19 protein-coding genes are annotated in these 23,207 nt (G+C 53.3%); 14 read left to right on the top strand and 5 right to left on the bottom strand.

Annotated elements, in window-relative coordinates; genetic code table 11:
• Positions 1 to 3 precede the first annotated feature (3 nt).
• The gene (locus AC5FXQ_RS18475) at positions 4 to 3,015 is read left to right on the top strand and encodes a SusC/RagA family TonB-linked outer membrane protein (RefSeq protein ID WP_493603895.1); all 3,012 of its coding nucleotides are present in this window, start codon (positions 4 to 6) and stop codon (positions 3,013 to 3,015) included.
• A 27-nt stretch (positions 3,016 to 3,042) separates the two neighbouring features.
• Positions 3,043 to 4,359, top strand: coding sequence for a RagB/SusD family nutrient uptake outer membrane protein (locus tag AC5FXQ_RS18470; protein ID WP_493603894.1), 1,317 nt, complete (start codon positions 3,043 to 3,045; stop codon positions 4,357 to 4,359).
• Positions 4,360 to 4,440: 81 nt separating this feature from the next.
• Here the strand turns inward: AC5FXQ_RS18470 and AC5FXQ_RS18465 are convergent, their stop codons facing one another.
• On the bottom strand, positions 4,441 to 4,962 hold the full coding sequence (locus AC5FXQ_RS18465; RefSeq protein ID WP_493603893.1) for a hypothetical protein: 522 nt from the start codon (positions 4,960 to 4,962) through the stop codon (positions 4,441 to 4,443).
• A 213-nt stretch (positions 4,963 to 5,175) separates the two neighbouring features.
• On the opposite strand from AC5FXQ_RS18465, the gene AC5FXQ_RS18460 reads away from it, so the two are divergent.
• Positions 5,176 to 5,934 (top strand): hypothetical protein, encoded by a 759-nt coding sequence (locus tag AC5FXQ_RS18460; RefSeq protein WP_493603892.1) that lies wholly within the window; start codon positions 5,176 to 5,178, stop codon positions 5,932 to 5,934.
• Positions 5,935 to 5,949: 15 nt separating this feature from the next.
• Here AC5FXQ_RS18460 and uvrA read toward each other — a convergent pair whose 3' ends face one another.
• On the bottom strand, positions 5,950 to 8,493 hold the full coding sequence (gene uvrA, locus AC5FXQ_RS18455) for an excinuclease ABC subunit UvrA (protein ID WP_493603891.1): 2,544 nt from the start codon (positions 8,491 to 8,493) through the stop codon (positions 5,950 to 5,952).
• A 239-nt stretch (positions 8,494 to 8,732) separates the two neighbouring features.
• Between uvrA and AC5FXQ_RS18450 the strand changes: the two genes are divergently transcribed.
• From AC5FXQ_RS18450 to AC5FXQ_RS18440, 3 genes are all read left to right on the top strand, one after another.
• Complete coding sequence (locus AC5FXQ_RS18450) at positions 8,733 to 8,912, top strand: DUF1059 domain-containing protein (protein ID WP_196120445.1); 180 nt, start codon at positions 8,733 to 8,735, stop codon at positions 8,910 to 8,912.
• Between the two features lie 240 nt (positions 8,913 to 9,152).
• Positions 9,153 to 10,304 carry a zinc-dependent alcohol dehydrogenase gene (locus AC5FXQ_RS18445; protein WP_493603890.1) on the top strand — a complete coding sequence of 384 codons (1,152 nt, stop codon included), beginning with the start codon at positions 9,153 to 9,155 and terminating at the stop codon, positions 10,302 to 10,304.
• Positions 10,305 to 10,318: 14 nt separating this feature from the next.
• Complete coding sequence (locus AC5FXQ_RS18440; RefSeq protein WP_493603889.1) at positions 10,319 to 10,810, top strand: hypothetical protein; 492 nt, start codon at positions 10,319 to 10,321, stop codon at positions 10,808 to 10,810.
• Between the two features lie 58 nt (positions 10,811 to 10,868).
• Here AC5FXQ_RS18440 and AC5FXQ_RS18435 read toward each other — a convergent pair whose 3' ends face one another.
• Entirely contained in the window at positions 10,869 to 11,237 is a 369-nt protein-coding gene (locus tag AC5FXQ_RS18435; protein WP_493603888.1) for a hypothetical protein, read from the bottom strand.
• Positions 11,238 to 11,323: 86 nt separating this feature from the next.
• Positions 11,324 to 12,163 carry a hypothetical protein gene (locus AC5FXQ_RS18430; RefSeq protein WP_493603887.1) on the bottom strand — a complete coding sequence of 280 codons (840 nt, stop codon included), beginning with the start codon at positions 12,161 to 12,163 and terminating at the stop codon, positions 11,324 to 11,326.
• 236 nt (positions 12,164 to 12,399) lie between these two features.
• Between AC5FXQ_RS18430 and AC5FXQ_RS18425 the strand changes: the two genes are divergently transcribed.
• The 4 genes from AC5FXQ_RS18425 (at position 12,400) to AC5FXQ_RS18410 (ending at position 15,726) form a co-directional block, all read left to right on the top strand.
• Positions 12,400 to 13,338, top strand: a complete 939-nt coding sequence (locus AC5FXQ_RS18425) for a DUF389 domain-containing protein (RefSeq protein WP_493603886.1) — start codon at positions 12,400 to 12,402, stop codon at positions 13,336 to 13,338.
• A 125-nt stretch (positions 13,339 to 13,463) separates the two neighbouring features.
• The gene (locus AC5FXQ_RS18420) at positions 13,464 to 13,955 is read left to right on the top strand and encodes a hypothetical protein (RefSeq protein WP_493603885.1); all 492 of its coding nucleotides are present in this window, start codon (positions 13,464 to 13,466) and stop codon (positions 13,953 to 13,955) included.
• A 72-nt stretch (positions 13,956 to 14,027) separates the two neighbouring features.
• Entirely contained in the window at positions 14,028 to 14,966 is a 939-nt protein-coding gene (locus AC5FXQ_RS18415) for a hypothetical protein (RefSeq protein WP_493603884.1), read from the top strand.
• A gap of 304 nt (positions 14,967 to 15,270) precedes the next feature.
• Positions 15,271 to 15,726: a PepSY-like domain-containing protein gene (locus AC5FXQ_RS18410; RefSeq protein ID WP_493603883.1), complete on the top strand. Its 456-nt coding sequence runs from the start codon at positions 15,271 to 15,273 to the stop codon at positions 15,724 to 15,726.
• An 86-nt stretch (positions 15,727 to 15,812) separates the two neighbouring features.
• Here AC5FXQ_RS18410 and AC5FXQ_RS18405 read toward each other — a convergent pair whose 3' ends face one another.
• Entirely contained in the window at positions 15,813 to 18,239 is a 2,427-nt protein-coding gene (locus AC5FXQ_RS18405) for a TonB-dependent receptor (RefSeq protein WP_493603882.1), read from the bottom strand.
• Between the two features lie 319 nt (positions 18,240 to 18,558).
• Here AC5FXQ_RS18405 and AC5FXQ_RS18400 point away from each other — a divergent pair, with 319 nt between their 5' ends.
• The 4 genes from AC5FXQ_RS18400 to AC5FXQ_RS18385 all read left to right on the top strand — a co-directional run bounded on the left by AC5FXQ_RS18400 (position 18,559) and on the right by AC5FXQ_RS18385 (position 23,202).
• The gene (locus tag AC5FXQ_RS18400) at positions 18,559 to 19,035 is read left to right on the top strand and encodes a DinB family protein (protein WP_493603881.1); all 477 of its coding nucleotides are present in this window, start codon (positions 18,559 to 18,561) and stop codon (positions 19,033 to 19,035) included.
• A 125-nt stretch (positions 19,036 to 19,160) separates the two neighbouring features.
• Positions 19,161 to 19,928 (top strand): DoxX family membrane protein, encoded by a 768-nt coding sequence (locus AC5FXQ_RS18395; RefSeq protein WP_493603880.1) that lies wholly within the window; start codon positions 19,161 to 19,163, stop codon positions 19,926 to 19,928.
• A 340-nt stretch (positions 19,929 to 20,268) separates the two neighbouring features.
• Positions 20,269 to 21,630 carry an HTTM domain-containing protein gene (locus AC5FXQ_RS18390; protein WP_493603879.1) on the top strand — a complete coding sequence of 454 codons (1,362 nt, stop codon included), beginning with the start codon at positions 20,269 to 20,271 and terminating at the stop codon, positions 21,628 to 21,630.
• A 117-nt stretch (positions 21,631 to 21,747) separates the two neighbouring features.
• The gene (locus AC5FXQ_RS18385) at positions 21,748 to 23,202 is read left to right on the top strand and encodes a S41 family peptidase (RefSeq protein ID WP_493603878.1); all 1,455 of its coding nucleotides are present in this window, start codon (positions 21,748 to 21,750) and stop codon (positions 23,200 to 23,202) included.
• The last annotated feature ends 5 nt before the right edge of the window (positions 23,203 to 23,207 follow it).

Here is a 23,207-nt window from a genome sequence, read left to right as displayed (position 1 = left end):
ACTATGAGAAAAGTTTACAAGATTGGGAGGGCCTCCGGAAAGGCTATCCTGTTGTGTTTCCTCCTGTTGGCTGCTACGTGTCAGCTGGCCATAGGGCAGGGCACACGCTACGCCATTACAGGCACTGTCACAGATGCCCGTACCAAGTCGCCGCTGCCAGGCGTGGTGGTGAAGTTCCAGAACAACAACATCGCCACGGCCACTGATGCAAACGGGGTATTCAACCTGTCAGCAGCGCTACCCCCGGGTACTTACCAGCTCACGTTCTCGTTCATAGGCTTTAGGCCAGAGGTGCGCCCCATTACCCTTGGCGATCAGCAAACGGTGCAGGTGGACGTGCAGATTCGGGAGGATATTGTGGGTTTGGATGAAGTAGTAGTGACAGGAACATCAGTAGCAACCAGCAAAAAGCAGCTGGGCAATGCGATCTCGACTGTCTCCGCTGCTTCGCTTGAAAACAGCCTGGCCACTTCCATAGACCAGGCCCTGGCAGGTAAAGTGGCCGGTGCCCAGATCAGTCAGAACTCTGGTAACCCCGCAGGTGGTATCAGTGTGCGCCTTCGGGGTACCAGCACGGTCGTAGGATCCGGTGATCCGCTTTACATTGTGGATGGTGTGATCATTAACAACAGTTCGCCTGAACTCATTGACCTGGGTGGTTATGCGCAGAACCGATTGGTAGATATCAACCCCAATGACATTGAGCGCATCGAGATACTCAAAGGAGCAGCTGCAGCTGCTATTTACGGGTCTCGGGCCAGCAACGGCGTGGTGCAGATCTTTACCAAACGCGGTGTGGAGGGTGCACCTAAAATTACGGTTTCCACTCAGTTTCGCGTAAATAAGGTGCGCAAGACGCTCGATTATAACCAGTACCCTTTCCGCTTTGTCAACAACGTCGCCTCGGATCTTACCCAGGAGCCCGTTACGCGGTACGACTTCCAGGATATGATTTTCAGGACAGCCTTCGGTACTGAGAATAATGTGTCGCTTTCAGGAGGTAGCGCAAATACCCAGTACTACATGAGCGGGAATTTTCTAAGCAACCAGGGCATTGTCGACAATACTTCTTTTAAACGGGGAGGAGCTCGTCTGCGCTTAGATCAGACAATAAATAATTGGGTATCGGTATCCTTAGGAGCCAACTATGTGCTCAGTGACAGCGAAGAAATTCCAAACGGTGGCTTGCTCGAAACATATGGTGCACTAACCGGATTTATCTTCAGCAATAATTTTATCAATCCGGAGCCGGTGAATGGCATTTACCCTTCGACAGCGCCTACGGCCATCCTGCGGCGTACTAATCCACTCGAAGCCATCAACCGCTTTGATTTTGGACAGCGCACTAGTCGCTTTATCGGTGACTTTCAGCTGAACCTTACGCCATTAAATGGCTTGAATATCAATTATGTGATCGGATACGACAATTCTACCCAGATTGCGACCGGATTTATACCTGTCGGTAACACCACCCCCTCTTACGATGCAGGCTACTCACGTCGTTCCGACCGTACCTCTTATTTGCTGAACAATGACCTGAATATTTCTTACCGCACCTTCCTGACCGATTGGCTGGAATCTACAACAGGTATAGGAGGTACTGTTCAGACCGAACAACATTACACAACAGCTATAACAGGTACCCAATTAGGCCCAATTGCACGCACCAGTACGAGTGGTGCGACTGTGGTTTCGAATGATAGTCGAGAAGATATCAATATAATGGGTTTTTTCGCGCAGCAGACTTTTGGCGTTGGTGACCGTTTTTTCCTGACAGGTGCAGGCCGTTACGATGTATCTTCAGTATTTGGATCGGAAGACAGGTGGCAGTTCTATCCGAAATTGAGTGCCAGTTACCTGGTTTCTAACGAAAGCTTTTGGCAGGGACTCAGTGACATTATTCCTATTTTTAAATTACGCGCATCCTACGGTCAGGCGGGAAACTTAACGGCCTTAAGGGCTTTTGATCGCTACACCAACTTTAATCCAGTTTCACTGCCAGGTCTCCCGGGCGTTGTCCCGTCTACTCAGCTGGGTAATGCAGGAATAAAACCAGAACGTCAAGTGGAGATAGAATTCGGTGCCGACATGAGTTTTCTAGATGGCAGGCTTGGATTCGAGTTTTCAGTCTACAAGAAAGATGTGAAAGATCTGCTGCTATTCATTGGTTTGACACCTTCTTCCGGCTTCCTGAACCAATACGCTAACATTGGCACGATGACAAACAGGGGCTTTGAACTGATGCTGACAGGCGCACCTGTTCAGACAGAGCGTGTACGCTGGACCTCGACCCTGATCTATTCCCGCAACCGAAACGAAGTGAATGATATACCTGGTGGTGTGTTGCCATTCCCGGGTGGTTTCGGGCAGGTGGCGGCTGTAAACGGTTATCCGCTTGGCTCCTTTTATAGCACCTATTTCGCCCGAAATCCGGATGGAACGCTGCTGCTGACCCCCACCGGTCTGCCACAGCCTGAGCGTGCAGGGCGCAACCCCGAAAACGGGCAGCCCATCGGCGCCACAGTTCCTAAAGTGATCGGTGACCCTAACCCCGACTGGACAGGCTCGTGGGTGAACGACATATCGGTAGGCGACCGCCTGTCATTCCGAACCCAGTTTGATGCGGTTTACGGTTTCGATGTGTTCAACTTCACGCGCCGCGTGGGTGAGCGCGACCTGTATGGCGGACTGGCCGGTTATGAGCCGGAGCTAAGGGGAGAAGTGCCAAAAGGAACCTCTGCTGCGCTGTTTGGGATATTTGAGAATTACATAGAAGACGGCTCCTTCATCAAATTGAGAGAGGTGTCAGTGGCTTATAGCTTTAAGCCGGCCTTCTTAGGAGGCAACAATGTGCGCCTCAGCCTGGCTGGGCGTAACCTGTTCTCGATTGACGACTACAGTGGCTATGATCCTGAGATAAATGCCGCTGGTCAGACCAACGCCGTGAGGGGCTTTGACTTCGTGGAGGTACCGATCCCCAGAACCTATGCACTGGGACTCAACTTTACCTTCTAATTCTTCTTCAACCTAATGAAAAACAACATGAAAAATATAGCTTCATTCTTAAAAGTAGGTTTGCTCTCGGGTTGCCTGCTGCTGTCGAGTGGTTGTGAGCTGGATATACCCAACCCCAACGCTGCCAGTGACATCGAAGTACTTAACTCCCGTGAAGGCATTATCGCCCTTAGTGTAGGGATGCGTCAGTTTTATTCCACGGCAGGGCTGGAAGCCGCCGTTCTCTACACGGGTGTGACGGGGCGTGAAATGAAAGGGGTGGCCACTTTTACCAACGTGCTTGAACTGGAAGCCGGTGGATCTGACCTGCCAACATTCAATGGCAACATACTGGGACTTTGGTCACGCATGCAGCGTGTTATGGTGATGAGTGAGCAGATACTTGAGAACGCTCCCAATATACCAACCCTGACGGGAGGGACGCTGAGCGGGGTGATGGCACATGCGCACCTGTTCAATGCCATGGCACTGGGTAACCTGGCTATCGCTTTTGAGCAGGCAAACCTTGAAACCAGCCGGACCGATAGAGTAACATTCAGTTCCAGGGCGGAGGTATTGGCAGCCGCGATTGCCCACCTGAACGAGGGCATCGCCTTGATTGAGGCTACGCCCATCTCACAGGAATTTACGACGCAGGTTACAGGTCCTTCTTTCGACCTCCGTAATACGCTCTACGCTTACAATGCCCGCTATAACCTTTATGCGGGCAATTATGAAGCAGCCATTTCTAATGCCGATAAAGTGGACTTGACAGTCCGTTCTGAGTTTGTGTACAGCACGCTGAGCCCGAACCCGATCTACAATACTGTCTTTGTCCTCGCCTATTTCAGGCCACGAGATCAATTCGGTTTGCCCGATGCACTGTTTGAGGAAGGAGATGACCGGTATGAGTTTTATATGACCGAGCCGGGCGCTGATGTGTTAGGGGACCGGGTGATGACACTGGCAGGTTTCTTCAATACACAAACATCCAGCATTCCGGTATACCTGCCAGACGAGATGAAGCTGATCAAGGCGGAAGCCCTGTTGCGTAACAATGGCTCCCTGGACGAGGCACTTGCATTGATCAACCAGGTAAGGACCCAGACATCAGGTGACCCTTTTAATGTGCATGCCGGCTTACCTGCCTACAGTGGTCCGATGACAAGAGAGGCCCTGCTGCTGGAGGTATACAAGCAGCGGTCAGCAGAGCTATACCTGAGCGGACAGAAGTGGGAAGACAGCCGCCGTTTCGACCGGCCGGGACCACCTGATAACCTGGCGGAACGCAACCGCAATTTCTATCCGTATCCGGATCAGGAGCGTCGCAACAACCCGAACACACCGAACGATCCTGCTATCTAAAGCATTGCGCTATACCTGTTTCTGAAAAAAAACCTCTACTGCTCCAGCAGTAGAGGTTTTTTTTTTGATTAATGTCTGTATTTAAAGCTTATGCTGCTGAATCAACTCCTCCTCAATAGCAGGGCTCAGCACCAGCACGAGGTGTTCGGCAAAGGCGGCATTCTCCATTTGCTTGTCACTCATTAAGGCGATCAGTCCAACCGGCTCACTGTCCTCTGACAGGAAGATGCTGCCCAGGTAGCTCTCGATATTTAACTCCTGCAGTTCCAAGTCGCGCGGAAAGTAGCGCTGCACATTGTTCGGATAGTAGCAGAAGCGCTGGGTAATAACAGAATCACAAGGAGTGTATTGCAGGGGGTAGGAGATAGTAGGCTGCGTCTCCCCATTTTTGAGAAATACGTTTGTCACGACATGCCTGCCATCAAAACTTAAGCTGCCGATCAGCACGTACTGTACCTGTGTGTGCGCTGCTATAAAGTCTGCGGCTTGCTGCAGGAATGACTCGTCGCGCGGCTGCGTGGTCAGCGAGATAGCGGATTCCAGTATCCGGTGCTCATCCTCCCGAAGCGCATAATTCCAATGATGCACGAATCTGTATTCCATCGCACAAAGTAAAAAAATGATAATTTACAAATTTAGACATTTATACAATATCGGTCCAATAGCTTAAATATCAATTTGAGAAGTACTTATGGTGATGTAGGAATAAAATAGTCTGATTACAGCATTCGATTTTTACAATATTATCTATTCGGACCGTAAACACTAAATTGCAATCGCATTGGGATTTTCCAATAAGTCATCACGCAGTCAGGAATGAAAAGAAAGCTACTTAACAGATTTGGCAGTAAAATCATATTTTTTGTACTAGCGCTAGTATTCAGCAGCCCGGCGTTGGCGCAGGTAAACTACAAAGGCGGCTCCAATGTGCAACTGCTCTATGGCCGCAGCCTGAACCAGTCCGGTCAGCTTGCCACCATCACACTGGAGCACTTTGGAGATCTGGGTGCTTTCGAGCAGTTTGGTTTTGCCGACCTGTTCAATGACGCCAGCCTGGCTGCTCCGAACCTGTACCTGGAGTGGTACCCCAAACTGAGCCTGAGCCGTGCGACCGGGCATAATGTCAGCCTCGGCCCGATCAGCGATGTGCTGGTAGGGGGTGGTATTAACGTGCTGTTTGGCGGTGAAGAGGATTTCTTTGTCTACACGGCGGGGCCGGCTTTTAAGTTCCGCTTGCCCGGGCAGGGATTGCTGCAGCTGGAGACCTACTACTACAAACAGCACGGCAGTGAGTACAGTGGCACCTACCAGTTCACACCCAGCTGGGACATCCCTATACCTGTTGCAGAGCGGCTCCGCTTCCGCTTCCGGGGCTTCATGGATTTTATCGGTGACCGCGGGCCCGGCACCACGCAGTTCCTGACACAGCCGCAACTGCACGTGGACCTGGGCAATTTCTGGGACAAACCCGGCAAGGTATACGTCGGCTCGGAGTGGCGCTACTGGCGCAACGTGGTAGGTATAGCGGGACTAAACGAGTCGATCCTGCAAGCGAATGTCCTGTTTTCGTTATAGAAGAAGCACGATTGATTACCTGTTTGACAGCGCCCTCAAAAAAGGCGCTGTTTTACTTTCCTTTGATTTGGCGATAAGAGCTGGAGGTCCCGCTGCGACAATACTGCCGCCTTCTTCTCCTGCACCCGGCCCGATATCGATCACCCAATCGCTGGCAGCCATGACGCGCATATCATGCTCTACCACAATGACGGTATTGCCGGCATCTACCAGATGATGGAGCTGGGTCATGAGCTTGTCTACGTCTGCGGGGTGCAGCCCGGTAGTAGGTTCGTCGAGGATGTATAGCGTATTGCCGCGCTGGGAACGTTGCAGTTCGGTGGCCAGTTTGATGCGCTGCGCCTCACCGCCTGACAGCTCAGTGGCGGGCTGTCCAAGCCGGAGGTAGCCTAAACCCACCTCGCGGAGCATGGTGAGGGCTCGATGCACGGCCGGCTCTTCGTCAAAAAACTCCCAGGCCGCATCCACTGTCATATCGAGCACTTCGGCGATGTTCTTGTCCCGGTAGGTCACTTCCAGGGTTTGGGCATTGTAGCGTGCACCGTGGCACACGGGGCAGGGAGCGTATACACTCGGCAAGAAGAGCAGCTCCACCATCACGAATCCTTCTCCCTGGCAGTTCTCGCAGCGCCCTTTGGCTACATTGAAAGAGAAGCGACCAGCATCATAGCGGCGCTTTCTGGCGAGTGGCGTGCCGGCAAAAAGCTTGCGCACGTGGTCAAACAAGCCGGTATAGGTGGCCATGTTGGAGCGAGGCGTTCTGCCAATGGGCTTTTGGTCTACGCGCACCAGGCGTTTGATCTGTTCCATACCTGCTGTGATATGGCCTCCGGTCGTTACAGGTATGTCGCGTTCTAACCCGTTGCCATCCTCTTCTTCATCAGGCAACTGTTGCCCGAGGTGGGAAGCGACCAGTTCCACCAGCACCTGGCTTACCAGACTGGACTTGCCGGAGCCCGATACACCAGTCACGGCTGTAAACACGCCAAGCGGAAACTCAGCGGACAAGCTATGCAGGTTGTTTCGGCTGACGTCGCTGAGCTTTAGCCAGCTTTTCGGTTCACGTGGGTTTAGGTTGAGTCCCTTTGCTTTGCTGAACAAATACTCCCCTGTGCGGGAGGCCTCTACCTGCCGCAAGCCTTCCGTTGGGCCGCTGTACAGGATCTCGCCACCCTTCTCTCCAGCAGCGGGGCCCACGTCCACGATCCAGTCGGCATGGCGGATCACCTCCAGGTCGTGCTCCACAACGAAAAGTGAATTGCCTGCTTTCTTGAGTCCGTCGAGGGCACGGAGCAGCGCTACTTTATCGGCAGGGTGCAGCCCGGCGGAGGGCTCGTCGAGCACATACACCACCCCGAACAAGTGCGAGTAGAGCTGTGTGGCCAGGCGCAGGCGCTGCAGTTCGCCCGGGGAGAGGGTAGGAGTGCTGCGCTCAAGCGACAAATAGCCGAGTCCCAAATCAAGCAGCACCTCGATGCGGGCGCACAAGTCATCCGCAATTCGCCTGGCTACAATCGCCTGTTCGGGATGCTCGGCTTCCGTGCGGGCATGACCCGGCTCGGTGCCTTTCGCAAAAGGCTTCAGCACAGCCTGTACCCTCTTCAGCGGCAGACGTGAAAACTCTGTAATATCATAGCCGGCAAACTTAACAGACAGTGACTCCGGCCGCAGGCGCTTGCCCTGGCAGGTGGGGCAGTCGGTGCTCAGCATGTACTGCATCACCCGCTTTTTCATCAGCGGGCTGTTGGTGTTGGCGAAGGTATGGAACACGTGTCGGCGGGCGCTGGTAAAGGTGCCCATGTAGTTGGGCTCCTCTTTGCGCTTGAGAGCGCGGCGTGTTTCTTCAGGGGTATAGCCAGGGTATACCGGCACGACGGGCTGCTCGTCAGTAAAGAGGATCCAGTCACGGTCTTTCTGCGGCAGCTCACGCCAGGGCTTGTCCACGTCAAACCCCATCGTCACCAGGATGTCGCGCTGGTTTTGTCCGCCCCAGGCGGTAGGCCAGGCAGCGATAGCCCGCTCCCGGATGGTAAGGGAGTCGTCCGGCACCATCGATTTTTCGGTGACATCATACATCCGCCCCAGACCGTGGCAGGTAGGGCAGGCTCCCTCGGCAGTGTTGGGGGAGAAGGCCTCGGCATAGATGATGGACTGCCCCTCCGGGTAATCGCCGGCCCTGGAATAGAGCATGCGCAGCAGGTTGGAAAGTGTGGTGACGCTGCCTACCGACGATCGGGTAGTGGGTGTGCCGCGTTGCTGCTGCAGGGCCACGGCAGGGGGCAGTCCGTTAATAGCATCCACTTCCGGCACGGCCATCTGGTGAAACAGGCGGCGGGCATAGGGCGACACCGACTCCAGGTAGCGACGCTGCGCCTCCGCATAAAGCGTCCCAAAGGCAAGACTGGACTTACCAGAGCCTGATACTCCTGTAAACACGACCAGCGCATCACGGGGTATCGACAGATTGATATTTTTGAGGTTGTGCTCCCGTGCTCCCCGAACTTCTACAAATCCTTTGAACTGCCCGCTTGTGGCCTGGTATTGTTTGTCTGAGATCATATGTATTAGTGAATCGCCCTTCTGCGAAGGTATAGCTTCTTAGGGTAAATGAAAATTGATGTGTGTACGCAGGTTCTGGGTTTATGATGAAGCAAAGCTGTCTCTCAGACTGCCGAAGTATAGTAGTTTTGAAAATGCAAGAATTGGTATAACTTATTGAAAAACAGAAAGGTATAAACTAATTAGGTCATTTTGTTTAAATGCTCTAAACCATCTTTATACACTAAACCATCTAGATCATGAAAACACTAAAATGCAGGGATGTCGGCTTTGATTGTGATGCCGAGGTAAGGGCTAACAGCGAGCAGGAAGTGCTGGCACAGGCCGGAAAACATGCACACGATGTGCACCACGTGGATGTGACGCCCGAAATGGCCGAGCAGATCAAAACCAAGATAAGAGACGACGGCAGGCAGTAGTACTACCCGCGGAAGGACGTTTAATTTTCAGTATGGCACAGGCAGGCGCTTGTGCCATTTTTGTGCCCGGTTATTGTGTACTGGTTTGGTAAGCATAAAAGTATAGGTATATAGGTATTTCTTTTAAAAATCCAATTTTCGCAACCATTAAGGTATAGAGTAGTATTTATTTAAACATAATTCAGAAGCCTGCACAGGCGGGCGAGAAATGCAATTTAGATACAAACTGAAAACAAACTTATGCTGGCAATGAACTACCGCGGGCCGCAACGGGTCCGTATTGACGAAAAACCAGAGCCTAAAATTCAGCATCCCCAGGATGCCATCGTGCGTGTGACGCGCTCCTGTATTTGCGGCTCTGACCTCCACCTCTACAATGGAAACGTACCCGACACCCGCGTGGGTATGACCTTCGGACACGAATTTATAGGCGAAGTAATTGAGATCGGCTCTGAAGTGCAGAAGCTGAAAGTAGGCGACATGGTGATCGTGCCATTCAACATCGCCTGTGGTAAGTGCCACTTCTGCAGGCAGGGCCTTTTTGGTAACTGCCACGAGTCCAATTCACAGGCTACGGCAGTGGGTGGTATTTTTGGCTACTCGCATACGGCCGGTGGTTATGATGGCGGGCAGGCCGAGTATGTGCGTGTGCCTTATGCAGATGTGGGACCAACTGTTATACCTGAGGGAATGGACCCTGACGATGCGGTGATGCTTACTGACGTAGTTCCTACCGGATATCAGGCTGCAGAGATGGGCGGTATACAGAAAGGTGACACGGTAGTGATATTTGGTGCCGGTCCGGTAGGTATTATGGCGGCGCGCTGCTCCTGGCTCTTTGGCGCCGGGCGCGTGATCGTAATCGATAAGCTGGAGTACCGCCTGGAGTTTGTGCGCAACTACGCCAACTGCGAGGCTTACAACTACGAGGAGATGGATGACCCGGTGGTATTCATCAAAAAAACAACTGACTGGATGGGGGCTGATGTGGTGATCGATGCGGTGGGTGCCGAAGCAAGCGGTAACCTGATGCAGACCATCACAGGGCGTAAGCTACTGCTGCAGGCCGGATCTGCTACGGCGGTGCACTGGGGCGTGAACTCCCTCAAGAAAGGGGGAATTCTCTCTATTGTTGGTGTGTATGGCCCTACGGATAACCTGGTTCCGATCGGTAACGTGGTAAACAAAGGCATCACGATACGGGCCAACCAGGCCTCTGTGAAGCGTCTGTTGCCGAAACTGATCGATCATGTGCAAAACGGTATCCTGAACCCGAAAGCACTCATCACGCACCGTGTGCCGCTTGAAGATGTGGCCGACGCCTATCATATTTTTTCAGAGAAGCTGGACAACTGCATCAAGCCTGTCCTGATTCCGCCATCAGCCAGATAGAAAGGAGAAAGACCATGGAAAACAAGACACCAAAAGACTATTCGCATATTAAAGGCTGGGGTATAGACGCCGATCCGAAAAACGACCCGACTTACCCCATGAAACACCGCACCGACGCGGAGCAGGAAGGTTATAGCTGGGAGCGGCCAACGCAGCAGGACATCGACATCGAAGTGTTGCATTCCATTGAGAGGCCCAACGTAACAGCTGTATTCGGCACCTCCACGCCGCCAAGCGGCCTCAGCGGCATGATCCGACGCTTCGCTTTTAAGCACAGTGAGAACAGCTACCTGCACTGGCTGCCACTGCTGATGGCAGACCGCGTAAACGTGGTGGAGGGCGTGATCGAAGATTTTTCACACGGCAAGGTGCCCAATATCTTCGCCGAAAAAGGCTGGAAAGCTGATTGGGAACACAATCGCAGTGGCCTGATCCAGAAAGTAGGTGTGCTGGCACTGGTTACAACCGCGGCCGTCGTACTCCTTACACGCAAGAAGAACAGCTAAAGGGTTAGACAATAGCCTAAAGAAAGGCAGCTACCGCAGGGTGGCTGCCTTTCCTGTTTTAGCCGGTAACCGGAAGCTGTACCTGCCCGAGTGCATCGATAATCTCTGCTGCTTTGTCCGGACTGTACTGGCTGCGGATCGCGTCTTCGTTTATGACAAAAGCGGGAGCAGCCGGGTCGCCGTCAATGGTGTAGACCTTATCTGTTAGCTGTTCAGCATCATGATTCGTTTCCTGAACAACCTGACTGATAAGTGATTTGGCACGGGAGTCAAGTGCTGTCCAGATGAGTCGTTCCGGGTCCTTTCCCTCTTTGAATTTGTCCGGAAACCGGCTCTGCGCTTCCTCTTCAATTGCCTGCGGGTCTAGCTCATTTATTTCGCATACCTGCTCAAACACCGCCATGTCTCTGTTGATCTGATCTTCCATAGTTTTCGATTTTCTGATAGCTCTACTTACGTAAAGGTACCCTCGGGAGTCGGAATGAAAACGCATGGATGCGTGTTGCGACCGCTCTAGTCCCAGTCAATTATGTCGTCATCCTCGTCTTTATCGTTGTAGAAACCAGCATCATCATCCGCTTCCTCCCATTCGTCCTCCACGTATACCTCGTCCTCCACTTCATCGGTTATGTCCTCCGCTTCCACTGCCTCACTGTGGCTTGCGTGCCGGAGGAGGAAATCGTGTAGCACAGGTATAGCAGTAAACCCGGTATCCTGGAGGTCTGTCAGTTCCCCCCGCTGCAGAAAGCGGTTGGCGTCGAGCAGCACTTCGTAAATGGGCGTGTGGATATGCTTTGGGATTTTGAAGAGCCGCGGATCACGCTTGTCGAATGGCGTCGGTACAGCAGCGGTATAGAGGTAGGGCAGCAGAGTCTTGGAGCAGCTGATGGCGATGCGGTCGATGCGGTGCTGCTGAAAATACTCCTGCAGGCGGCTGTTGATGTTCTCAAAAAACTCCGCGGTTTCGCCCAGCCGCACCCGTGAGCCTGCCCGTGATTTGCCTTTGGTTTTGAGGTATTTGATCTGGCTTTTGCCCTGCTTTTTGCGCACCATGTATGAGCGGAACACCTTGTGGTTGAGGCAGCGGCCGTTCTCAAAATATCCCACGGCGCAGTTACCCGCCTGAATCAGCAGCAGCACATAGTTCACCTGCCTGGCCTCGGCTATACCAGTACCGGCTTCAGTATAAGGCACCGAGATCGGCAGCCGGAACTGGACCTGCGCTATACCTGCCTCGTCCAGAATGGTCAGGCGGTGCTTTTCGGGTTCGTACTCCGTGCAGGTATCAGATGTACGTATGACCTGGAGCAGTTCGGCGGCTTTGTCACGTGGCAGAAATCGGTTTGTAGGCATAAAACGGAGCGGCTTTGGACTGCAAATTAAAGCAATTTACAGCCCATTGGCACTTTCTTGTTTATCACTTCAACGACCTCCATACCTTGAACGTTTAGTGGTCCTCAGCTGTAGGAATTGCCTGTGGCTTTGGTCAGGCTGGATGGGGAAGGCATGTATGGTGGAGTGCGTCTGAAGGGTTTTGTTAAATCCCTTTTGGCTTTTTTCCGTTAAGGGAAAGCTAAAATTCGAGACTCATGGCACGGAATATAGATATAACGGTTTCACCTGACAAAACAGATAGGCTGCTCGCGGATCTGCAGAAAATAGATGGCCTGGTGAGCATGCGGCTACAGAAAGGTATATCCATCAGCCCGCCAGGCGATGTGGTGTCGGTATCGGTCACCTCCAAGTCCCTGCAGGAGGTGATGCGTCTGCTCGATCGTTACGAACTGGGTAAGCCTGAAGGTGTGTCAGTCATGAGCAGCGAGCCCGACAGCCTGGTGGATGCTAACAAAACAAAAGAGCTGGACCGCGACTGGGTGGAGGCCAGTTGGGAAGAAATGGAAACTATTATCAGCAAAGACAGCAATGCCAACACGATCCTGTTGATTCTGGTATCCGCATCAGGTATACTGGCAGCTGTGGGCATTGCCACCAATGCCATCCATGTGGTGATAGGGGGGATGCTGGTGGCGCCGGGCTTTATGCCGCTGATGCGCATGACGCTTGGTTGGACGTGCCAGTGCCAGATGGTGTGGAAGAAAGGTCTGTGGGACGTGCTGCTGATCTACCTGATTGTTATCGCGTCAGCCGCACTGACCTCCTTGTTGTTGAAAGCGCTTGGGTCAGATCCATTGCCGGGCAAGGCCGACTATTACCAGCTCACACAGCCCCTCCTGAAGTACTGGACTACTGTTACGTCTTCATCAGTAATCGCTTCGGCGGCGGCGAGTCTGGCGGGTGCTGTGCTGATTGCTACCAAGCGCTCCGTCTTTACGTCCGGCGTCATGATCGGTCTGGCGCTCATTCCTTCAGCCGCCATCATCGGTATGGCCCTGGTAGAGGGTGATATTGCCACAATGGGGGCGGCCACCAAGCGCTGGCTGGTCGACGTTGCCCTGATCCTTGTCATCTCATACCTGTTCTTTGCAGGTATAAAGGCGCTGCGTCACAAGCGGAACATCGCCATGTAAATTCAGACAGGGGCACAGGCACGGACAGATTTTCTACACCGGTCCGGCATTTCTATACCCACATGGCGGCTGCATGCGTATAGGCGACAGGTAGAGCGCCTATAACCTGTGACAATCCTGCCTGCATGAGATGGACCCTTGTACTATTGCTGCTGCTCAGTGCCTGCGTCGCCCAGCGTCGTGCCGGGTCCGAAGAGGCTACGCCGTCCCCTCCTGCCAAGGTGCCGAAGCTGTACGCCCCCGCCATTTATGGCAGGCCCGGCATCGAGGTCGAAAGATCGGAGCTAAGCACCGCCGCCAGCAGGGGAGATGCAGCCTCCCGAACCTATAGGCCTTCTGATAGCTACGCTATACCTTGTCCCCCCTGCGAGCCCCGCGTGATCACCGAAACAGTATACCTGCCCGACACCCTGCAACTGGATTCCCTGCACCGTGAACTCCAGATCGAGCAGCTGGCTAATCAGGCCATTCGCAAAAGGTTGAAGTCCACGGAAGACGAGCGCGACTACTGGCAGGAGCGGAACGAGCAGAAATTCTGGACCCTGATCGCCATGGCTGTCTTTGCCTTTCTTTACATCCTGTTCCGGGTGCTGGCCTCCCGCATCAAAGAGAACTAAGCCCTTTCCCCCGAACCGTACGCCGTTGCCACCGTTTATAAAGGCATGTTTCATTAAACCTAATTATAAACTATGGACAGACGAGATAGAGATCGCTACGATTACGACAAGTATGACCGGGACTACAGCAGCGGCGCCGGCTATAACCGAAACGACGAGCACTACCACAGTGCCCGCAACCTGACAAATGAGTTTGAGCAAGAGTATCGCAGCCATCACCGTGGTATGGATGACGACCGCTACGGCCAGAGCCGCAATCGCGGTGACAGACGACAGAGCTACCATGAAGGCAACATGGGCGATGCTTACGAGCGACTGCAGGAAGGCAGGGGTGCCGTGCGCAGCGATACCAGCTATAAGATGATCTACGGTGAGCGCGATGACGAGCGCTTCCACAGGTATGATCGTGACCAGGATAACTACAGCCGCAACCGTGGCAATTACGGTGGTAACCAGGGCAGCTACAACGACTACAGAGGCGACAGCCAAAGAGGCCAGGGTATGTACGGTTCCGACATGAACCGCAACCGTGACAACTACAGCAACCGAAGTCAGGGCGATATGCGCAGGGGCTACGGCATCTCTGACTACGAAGGCACTTCTGATCGCTTCAATACCCTGAACAGCGACCAGAACAGAGGTGGTGATAACTATGGTGGCTCAGGTATGGGCAGAGGCACTCGCTTTGGCGGTGGCGGAAGCATGGGAGAGTCCTTCCCGAGCTCTAACCGCGGTGTGCCCGACACAACCTATGGTCATCGCAACTTCTCCGACAACGAAGGCACCGGCATGGGCAGCACTTACGGTGGCCAGAACTACGGCGGCGGTACGGGCTACTCAGGAGGGCACCGCGGAGGCTCATTCGGTAACAGCACCTATGGCACTTCAGCCGGTAACTATGGCGGTTATGGCTCGATGGGCGGTGGCACCTACGGCGGCAGAAGCAGCAGCGGCTGGGGAGACACTTCACACAATTCAGATCGCGGCACCAGAGAGCTAGGCGGTCTTTAAATGATTATAATCTGATAAAACAGGGAGCCGTTGCAGTATAGCAGCGGCTCTTTGGTTTTATACCCCTTTTGTAGCAGCTGGAGGTGCAGAAGAGGTGAATTAACAAATTTTTGTTTGTCAATTTTAGATTGTACTTTATTTGAAAAATTATAAATCAATTGCCTCTTTTTCAAACCTTCTTGTTTAAGGCTGGTATAAGTTATGAGTATTTTGAAGGTTGATAGTTTCTGTTATTAGCAAAAGTGAAGGCAGAGGTATCAACCTAATTTATTTTATCAACCAACAAACCTAAAGAAGAAGCGCTATGAAAAAGTTAGTTTTAACCCTGGCCCTGGGATTCGGTATGAGTACGGCCGTGTTTGCCCAGGATAATGTGCCGGAACGAGTAAAGACCAGTTTTAACAACAGTTACGCCCAGGCCAGCGATGTAGAGTGGAAAGCTAAAGATGACAGCTACCACGCCAAGTTTGAAATGAACGGCAACAAGCACTGGATCAAGTACAATGCGGACGGTACCATCGAGAAGCAGGGCCGCGAAATAGAAGTAAACCAGCTGCCTCAGGCGGTGCGAAATGCCATCAACCAGCAGTATGCCAACCGTACGATCGAGAAAGCCAAAACCGTTGAAAAAGACGGCCAGACCAGGTATATGGCCAAGCTCGACGGTGATGACGAGGACCTGAAAGTGGTTTTTAACGCCGATGGTAGTGTAGAGAAGGAAAAAGACAAAGATAAAGACAAGAACAAGCGAAACTACTAAGGTATAGCCTTAGCCTGTAAAACAGAAAGGGCAGTCCGGATGGGCTGCCCTTTTTTTGTGACGGCACTGGTGGTTTGTACCTGCGGCTAGCGTCCGCCTTTGTCATCGTTGTTGATCTTTTTATTGCGTTTGCCACCGTTTGTGTTCATCTGCCCGAAGCGCCACTCAAACGACAGCCGTACTGAGCGGTTGAAGTTGAAAGAGCGGGACTCGTAGGCAAAGGTAGGGTCGCTGCGCTGCCCAGTCTGCTTAATGTTGCGGTTGAAAGGGTTGTTTACGCCCAGTGTAACGCTGCCTTTTTTGTCCCAGAATTCACGCTTGGCCGCAAAGCCGTACCAGTGCCAGCCCGAGTTGCTGCTCTGCAGGTTCAGCCAGCCGGAGCTGTAGTTGCCATAAGCCTGGATGGAGTAGTCCTTCGGCAGTTTGTAGGTGGTGTTCAGGTTCATGCTCCACACCAGGCCGGAGTTGCTCAGGTTGCGGGCAGGGCTTGCCACGTCGAGGTAGCGCAGGTCGGAGCCGCCGCTCATGTTCCAGTTCTTGTTCAACTGACCCGACAGGTTCAGGTTCAGGCCGTAGATCTTGCGCTGCGCCACGTTTTGCGGTGCTAAGGTAGACACGCCTGTTTCATCTACCTGCGCCAGGTACTCGATGGCATTGTCGGTATAGCGCCAGTAGAGGGCGGTATTGATGTTCAGTCCTTTGTCGGTGCTCATGCTGTGGCCGAGTTCCAGGGCGTGGTTCAGTTCCGGGTCCAGGTAGGGGTTGCCGGTGCGCAGGTTCAGCGTATCGCTGGCGTCTACCCAGGGGTTGAGGTACCAGATAAGCGGCCGCTGGATGCGCTGGGTATAGCTGGCTTTCAGGGTGTGCTCCTTTATACCTTTCGACACCGTGATGCTCGGTATCAGGTTCGTGTACTGGTTGCTCATTTTGGTTTTGGTGCTCTCAAAATCACCTGAAATATCGGTGTGCTCCAGGCGGGCGCCGGCCTTGATGTTCCATTTTGATTTGGTGCTCAGTTGCAGAGAGGTATAGCCGGAGTATACCCGCTGAAAGTAATTGAAATCGTTCGACTGGCTTGGGTCAGGCTCCAGCGGACTCACCCCGTCCGGCGACAGCAGTACCCTGAACTCACTGCCAATATCGCGGCGGATGGCTTTGGCACCTACTTCCAGTTTCAGGCTGGTGGTGTCGCGGCGGCCGTTGAGCTTGAAGGGATGGGTATAGTCTGTTTGCAGGGTATATTCCTTGTTCCGGCTAAAGTTCTCGCTATGCTGCCGGAAAGTCAGCTCGTCGCCGGAGGTATAGTTCTCCGCACTGTACTCGTAGTTGTCAGGCATGCGGCTGTACTGCGACAGGATGGAAAGCTCCTGCTCCGGTTTAAAGGTTTTGGTATAGCCCAGGTCCAGCTGACCGTTGCCGTAGGGGTTTGTGTAGCTCCTTTTTGAGCGGAAATTCTGCAGCAGGTTGCCGTTCGCATCGCTGAGCCTGTTCAGGATGGTATTGTCGTTCGGGAAATTACCGCCCCACACATTCCCCGAGAAGTTGAAGCGGCTCGTGGAGTCCGGGTCGTAATCGATGCTCAGTTCGCCGTTGCCTCCAGAGCCGGTATTGTCACCCAGCGTAGTTTGCTCGAAAACAGAAACCGGCCTGCCGTCTATCAGGTTGGTGCGCGTACTCTCCATGCTGTATTTGTTGCGGTACTGGTAGCCGTTGGCCGAAAGCGAAATGCCGAGCTTCTTTTTGCGGTAGTTCAGGTTGGTGCCCAGGTAGCGGTTCAGGTTGCCGGTAGTCACGTTGGTGGAGCCGTTGAAGCCCTGCAGTCCTTTTTTGGTGATGATGTTGATCACACCGGCCGAGCCCTCCGCATCGTAGCGGGCACCGGGACTCGTGATCACCTCCACCGACTTGATGTTATCGGCTGGCATCTGGCGGAGCGCTTCGGCCAGGTTGCGGGCCATCATACCGGATGGCTTCCCGTTCACGAGCACCTTGATATTGCTGTTGCCGCGCATCTGCACATTGCCGTCGAGGTCTACTGTGAGCGTAGGCACTTTGCGCAGCACGTCCGCCGCGGTACCCCCTGCATTAGAGGCGTCCTTTTCGGCATTGTACACCAGTTTGTCGCCTTTATCCTCTACCAGCGCTTTCATGGCCGTTACTTCCACGGCAGCCAGCATTTTGCTGTCTGAGTTGAGCGGAATCTTGCCGAGTTGGAGAATAGGACGCTCGGCTGTCAGAGTGATCGGGAGCTTTTTAGGGCGGTATCCCAGGAAAGTGAGCTCGAGGGTATAGCTGCCCAGAGGAAGGTTGGCTAACTCAAATTTGCCTTCACCGTCTGCGGCGGTTCCTGCTATCAGTTTGTCTCCTTTTTTCAGTACGGCATTGGCGTATCCAACAGGCGCTGCCGTCAGAGAGTCGCTGAGCACACCGCTTAGTTTGCCCGGATGGGCCATTTGTGCCATCGTGCTACTACTAACCAGCACCAAGAGCATTAAAGTAAAGAACTGTTTCATAATTTTATTTTGTGGATAGATCAGGTTACAAATTGGCAAACAGAACCCCGGGCAAAGCCAAAGGCTATACCTGAAGGTGGGTGAAGACTTGTTAGATTGGTGTTTTACTGATGCGAATTTGAACTATAGATGTAGGCCTTCGTCCGATGGTTGCTTCTGTCTTTCAAATTTTTTCATTTTTTTTCAGGATGTTGCTCAAAGCCAGCCCAAACAAGGTATAGCAGGTGCTCAGAAAGGAAAATTGCCTGAGTCACGAGACCTGCTGCACCCATCTCAACCCTTGACAGGTATAGCAGTATCAGCAATTAAAATGAAACCGATGAAAGAGGAAAAACAGTTGCGCGATCATCTGGAAAAGCTGATGCGGATGGGGCAGGCATTTCGCCCAATGGAGGAACTGCTGCAAGGGCTAACTCTAAAGGAAGCCGGTCGGCAGGTAGAGGGCTTGCCTTATACCATCTGGCAACTGCTGGAGCACCTGCGCTTTGCCCAGCACGACATCCTGGACTTTTGCCGCAACCCCGATTACCAGGAACCCGACTGGCCTGACGATTACTGGCCTGCTGAGGCAGCTCCAGCTGATCAGGAGGCTCTGAAGCAGACCCTGCAGGCGATCAACCGGGACCTGGAAGCGATGGTGCAGCTGGTGCAGGATACGGAGCAAGATCTCTTTGCGCCCATACCACATGGCAACGGACAGACGCTCCTGCGCGAAGCCATGCTGGTGGCGGAGCACAACGCTTATCACCTCGGCCAGATCATGGTGCTCCGGCGCCTGTTAGGTGCTGATCTGTAGAAGCACAGGTGCAGCTTATGTTAGCCGTTTTATTCGGGGTGTTGGTCTAATAGATTTTCATCTGAAAGTTGAAATTTTATATTTGAGATTCAGATAAACCAATTATAAATCAGCTGTTTAATGCCATGCTTCAAAACAAAGACATCCTGCTGCTCCTGATCCGGCTCTTCCTGGGCTATATCTTTTTTTCGTCCGGTATCTGCAAACTGACGGGTGGAGAATTTGGTCAGCTGATCGGGCCGCCCTGGCTCGAGGCGCGGCTGGCGCAGTATGGGCTGGGGCTTTTTGCGAAAGTAGTGGCTGTGAGCCAAGTGCTGTGTGGTACGCTGCTGCTCTCGCAGCGCTTCAGTTTGCTCGGGGCCATTATGCTGGTGCCCATGAACGTGGCTATACTGGCTGTTACTGTTTCGCAGCAGTGGGCCGGCACGCCCTATGTCAATGCGGTGATGTTGCTGCTTAACCTCACGCTGCTGCTACTGGAGCGGCACAAGTTCCGTTTTCTGTGGCAGGCTGACCGGAGCTATCAGATCACCCCATCTGTGACAGACTCTATAGGGCAGAACCTCTATAGCTGGCTGGGTATCGGACTTTGTGTGCTGACCCTGGCGGCGGCTCCTTTCAATAACTTCCTGACGCATGCATTTGCATTGCCAGCCTTTGCTGCTTTTGCCGCTACGTTGCTGCGCAGTGAGCAGATCGTTAAGCTCGATAAGCTGCTCCTGGCGCTGCCTTTCGTGGCCATGACCCTCGTTACGCTGGGCCTGCAAATTCCCCAGGTGCTTTGGGGCTTAGGTGGCGTGTTGCTGCTCGAAGTGCTACTGCTGGTGGTGCGGCTATACCTGGGCAAAAGACAGCAGCGTGGTCCGGTAGAAGCTGCCACCCTGGCAGGCTGAAAAGAAGCGGTGGCCATACCTGTACGTCTCCTCAGAAATTTTTGTGCAGGAGGGCCTTGTGCTGCTCGTGTTCCAATAAATGTGCCCCATCACGGTAGTAGCCCGGCGCTCTTCGGACTCTACAAAGATAATTTCGATATTTTCCTGCCCTAACTGGCTGGCCAGGTATAATAAAGAGATTTATACCACAATCGTTCTCATAAGTGTGCTTATATTGGTGTACCGTTTGGTGCTGGAGTGAGTGGGGAAGGCCTGGCTATACCTGGAGCAGGTAAGCTATGCGGAAAGCGGTGGTCATTCGCAATCCGGCTTCGTAGGAAGTCATACATCCTGTATCGCTATGCAACAGCTTATCAAGCCGATAGGCATTTATCCGCTGGTTTATTTCCGCATCCTGTTCGGGTTGCTGATGTTCTGCGAAGGGATCGGCGCCGTGCTCATCAACTGGGTGCAGGAGCACTACGTGGAGCCGACCATCCATTTCGGCTATATTGGGTTAGAGTGGATGAAGCCGCTGCCCGGCAATGGCATGGTATACCTATACCTGTTCATGGCTTTGCTGGGCTTCCTGATCATGGTAGGATGGCGCTATAAGCTCACTTCTTTTCTGTTTTTCCTGCTTTTCGGCTACAGCTTTTTCTGCGAAAAGACGCATTACCTCAACCACCACTACCTGATCTGGCTCATCAGCGGGCTGATGGTGATCCTGCCTGCCCACCGCAAATACTCGCTGGATGTGCGCAGGCGGCCGGAGCTCGAAACGGAGGTTGCCCCGCAGTGGACGCTCTGGCTCTTCCGGGCGCAGCTTGTGCTGGTGTATTTCTATGCCGGTGTGGCCAAACTGCAGCCTGACTGGCTAGCCGCCAAATCCATGAGCATCTGGATGTCCGCCAAAACGCACTTCTACGTGATAGGTCCTTACCTGAACACACCGGCTATGATACAGCTGGTGGTCTGGGGAGGTATCCTGTTCGACTTCCTGATCGGCTTTGCCCTGCTCTGGCCCCGCACCCGTCTGGTGGCTTTCTGGGTGGCTTTCGCTTTTCATATCTTCAACTCGGCTGTGTTTCATGTGGGAGTGTTCCCCTATTTCATGATCGCGGCCAATGTGCTGTTCTTTAGTCCTGAGCAGATTGCCCGCTGGTTTTTCCGGAAAAGGATCTCTCCCGAAATGCTGCAGCAGGCTCCGCTCAAACAATCCCGCTGGCAGCTGCGATTGGGGGCGCAGTTTTGCCTGCTATACCTGGGTTTTCAGTTGCTTTTCCCGCTGCGGCACTTCTTTATACCCGGCGATGTGAACTGGACCGAAGAGGGCCACCGCTTTTCGTGGCGCATGATGCTGCGGACCAAGAGAGGCCATGTGTACTACCTCGTCAAAGACCCCGCCACAAACCAGACCGTATATGTAAGTCCCCGCACTTACCTGGTGCGGGAGCAGCTGCGGGAACTCCCCAAGCACCCGGACATGATCTGGCAGTTTGCGCAGTTTTTGAAGGAGGAGTACCAGCGACAAGGAATAGAAAACCCAGAGGTATACGCCATTTCCAGCCTCAGCCTTAACGGCTATCCGGCGCATCCCATCGTCGACCCGACCGTGGACCTGGCGGCTGTGCCTTATACCTGGGGTGCTAAAAGCTGGGTAACACCACGACCGGAGGCAGACGGCTGGCCCTGGGTGAAGCAGATCATTTCAGAGAAGTAATCAGTTATGCCTGCTTTGTATAATACTGCTATTTTTTATCGGATTCTCTCTGAATCTGCTTAGCTTTCAGCCACAAAAGGAGAGAAGGCCAGCGTATATACCACAGAAAAAAGCAGCATGAAAAGTAACTTGTATCGAAAACCCATCCAACTTCTGCTGTTCTTTTTGATGCTGTCAGCACCCGGACGAATGATCGCACAGCACAAGCCGATCATGTTTGCCGCTGCCGATGTAAAGGCCGATATGGCCTATGCCTACGAGACGCTGCAGAAAGCGCACTATAACCTTTATGCCTATGTGAGCAAGCGGGACTACGACGCGGCTTATGGCGATTTGGTGAAGTCGATCCGGAAAGATTCACTGAGTATGCTTGAAACCATCATGCTGATGCAGCGGTTGCTGGCGGTAGGCAATGTGGGGCACTGCGAAGTCGATTTCCCGGCAGGATCTTACATCACATACGCAACGCAGGGCGGCACCGTGTTTCCGCTCGAGCTGGCCTTTGAAGAGGGCAAAGCCTTCGTCCGCAAAAGCTATGTGCCGGATTCCAGCGTGCGGGCAGGAGACCAGCTGCTGCAGCTTAACGGCAAACCGATCCGGAATCTAAAAGCTGCGATCCATCCTTACCTGTCGGCGGAGCGACCTTATTTCAAAGATGCCAAACTCGAGTTCTGGTCTTTTCCCCGCTACTACTGGGCCGTGTTCGGGCAGCAGGAGTCCTTTAAAGTGAAAGTGAAAAGTGCCGCTGGCAAGCGCAGCACACATACCTTAGACGCCATCACGGTGATGGGCTACGAGGCCAGCCGGGGAGGGGAGATCCTCAAAAACGAGCGCTCCTACAGGTATATCGGGGATGTCGCCTACCTGCACCCTGGTCCTTTCAGCTCATCGGAGGAAGACGGGGAGGCGCAGTTCAAAGCCTTCGTGGACAGTGCTTTTGCGGACATCAACTCACGCCAGGCCCCTTACCTGATCCTGGACCTGCGCAACAATGCCGGCGGACACAATACCTTCAGCGATCACCTGATCGCCTACTTTGCAGACAAGCCTTTCCGCTGGTTTTCTGACTTCACGGTCAGGACCAGTGCAGTGCTGAAGGCCCAAACCCGCAAGCAATATCCCGATGCTGTACCGGATGACTATACCCGCCAGATTCTGGATACTCCTGATGGTGCAACCTTCGCCTATGCCCAAACCATGCAGCAGCCAATGCCAGAGGACCTTCGATTCAAGGGCAAGGTATACGTGCTCGTCAACCGCCAATCCTACTCCATGGCGGCTGTGAGCGGCGCTTTGATCCAGGATTACGGTTTTGGGGAGATCGTGGGAGAGGAGACCGGCGACACACCAACGCTCTATGCCGCGCAGTTCAGCTTTCAGCTGCCCCGCACCAGTGTAGCGCTCAAGGTGCCAAAAGGCTACATCGTGCGGCCAAACGGGAGCGAAAAGCTCGCCGGCCTTATACCGGACCACTTCGTACGCGACCACCTGCTCGACGACGAAGACGAAGTGCTGCGCTATACCCTGGACAAACTCATACAGTCACAGCGCAAACCTTCCGCCAAAAACTAAAACTG

Source organism: Pontibacter sp. LHS1 (assembly GCF_058932855.1).
Note: the sequence above shows the minus strand (reverse complement) of the source record. Positions and strands in the feature narration are given on the sequence as shown.